This window comes from Arthrobacter sp. UYEF36 (assembly GCF_040547025.1).
GTDB lineage: Bacteria > Actinomycetota > Actinomycetes > Actinomycetales > Micrococcaceae > Arthrobacter.
This window is the reverse complement of record NZ_JBEPOX010000030.1, coordinates 1-1453: the sequence shown is the minus strand read 5'-3', so window position 1 is coordinate 1453 and position 1453 is coordinate 1. Positions and strand designations below refer to the sequence as shown.

Genomic DNA, 1453 nt, shown 5'->3' with positions numbered 1-1453 from the left:
GGGGGGTGTCCCTATGCTTTTAGTCAAGCTGCCTGAGGAGTTTTTTCCAGGTAGAAGGTTCCGTTTTTGAGCATGGCGAAGATCACGTCGCAGCGGCGCCGGGCGAGGCAGATGATGGCGGCGTTGTGTTTCTTCCCTTCGGCGCGTTTCCGCTCGTAGTAGGCCTTGGAGAGCGGGTCATGGCACGAGGCTATCCAGGCGGACCTGAAGAGCGCGTTCTTGAGTTCTTTGTTGCCGGAGCGGGCAGGGAATTCCCCCCGGATGGAGGTCCCGGAGCGGCGGGTGACCGGTGCGATGCCGGCATAGGCGGCGAGATGACCGGAGGTTTTGAAGCTGCCCGCGTCGCCGATGGTCAGGAGTATCGTCGCTGCGGTCTTGATGCCGACTCCCGGCATGGACATCAAGACCCGGGAAAGAGGGAAGTCGTCCAGGAGCTTTTCGACTTCGTCGGCCACGATGGTCCGCTGGTGTTTGAGTTCCTTGATCTGGGCGGCGACGCGCGGGATGACGAGTTCAACGGCTTCGGTTCCGGCGACGGTTACCGTCTGCTCGCCCAGGGCGGCGAACACTGCGTCGATGAGCGCGGTCGGGTCTTTGCGGCTGTGGTTGCGGGCCCAGCGCAGCACGTTCCCTCGTCCCGCGGCACGAAGACCGGTCGGGCCCGCATATTTGATCAGCAGCTCCAGGACCAGGGGACGGGTCAGGACGGTGCCGGGAAAGGCGCGCTCGAGGGCCGGGAAGATCTGCAGCAGCAGGGACCGGAGCCGGTTGATCGCCCGCGTGCATTCGTGGGTCAGATCCGTATCAAACCCGGAGAGCACCTTCAGCGCCGTGAGTACCTCGCTGTCACGATCGACCGCGCGCAGGGTGTGCGGCATCGCCCGGGCTGTCTCGGCGATGATGAACGCGTCACGGGCATCAGTCTTCGATTTCCCGGGATACAGGTCCGCCGCTTTGCGCATCGCCAGGCCCGGCAGATAGGCGACTTCGCAGCCGCAGTCCCGGGCTACTGCCACGGGCAGCGCGCCAATCGTGTTCGGCTGGTCCACGATCATCAGCACGTTCCCATGCTGCTGCAGGGTCATGAAAAGCTCCCGCAGCCGGGCTTCGTCCTGCGGCAGCGGCTTGTCAAAGAGACGTTCGCCGGCGCGGTTCAGCGCGGTGGCGTGATGGTCGCTCTTGCCAACATCGAGTCCGCAGTAAACGTCGAATCCCTCATCCATACCGGCGCTCCTTTGCACCACTATATGGCCGCAGTCACGACACCCGATGCCGGCACCCACGTTACAAAGAGACCTGGGCGCTACCGCCCGGCCGTGTCCCTATCAGCGGTCAACAAGTGCCTCCGAACCCGGCGACAACACCCCCCGGATCATCAGTGACAGGGCGAGAAAGTCATACCGGGTCCAGCGACCATGTCCCCGTCGGTCGGGGACCCAATAAATGTAACGGG

General features: G+C 63.8%; 1 protein-coding gene. It reads right to left on the bottom strand.

Annotated elements, in window-relative coordinates; all coding sequences use genetic code 11:
• Nucleotides 1-23 precede the first annotated feature (23 nt).
• The gene (locus tag ABIB29_RS19955) at nucleotides 24-1223 is read right to left on the bottom strand and encodes an IS110 family RNA-guided transposase (protein ID WP_354174779.1); all 1200 of its coding nucleotides are present in this window, start codon (nucleotides 1221-1223) and stop codon (nucleotides 24-26) included.
• Nucleotides 1224-1453 lie beyond the last annotated feature (230 nt).

Excerpts from the sequence above, each read along its gene's own strand:
- ABIB29_RS19955 (WP_354174779.1), bottom strand. The coding sequence starts at position 1,223 with ATGGATGAGGGATTCGACGTTTACTGCGGACTCGATGTTGGCAAGAGC.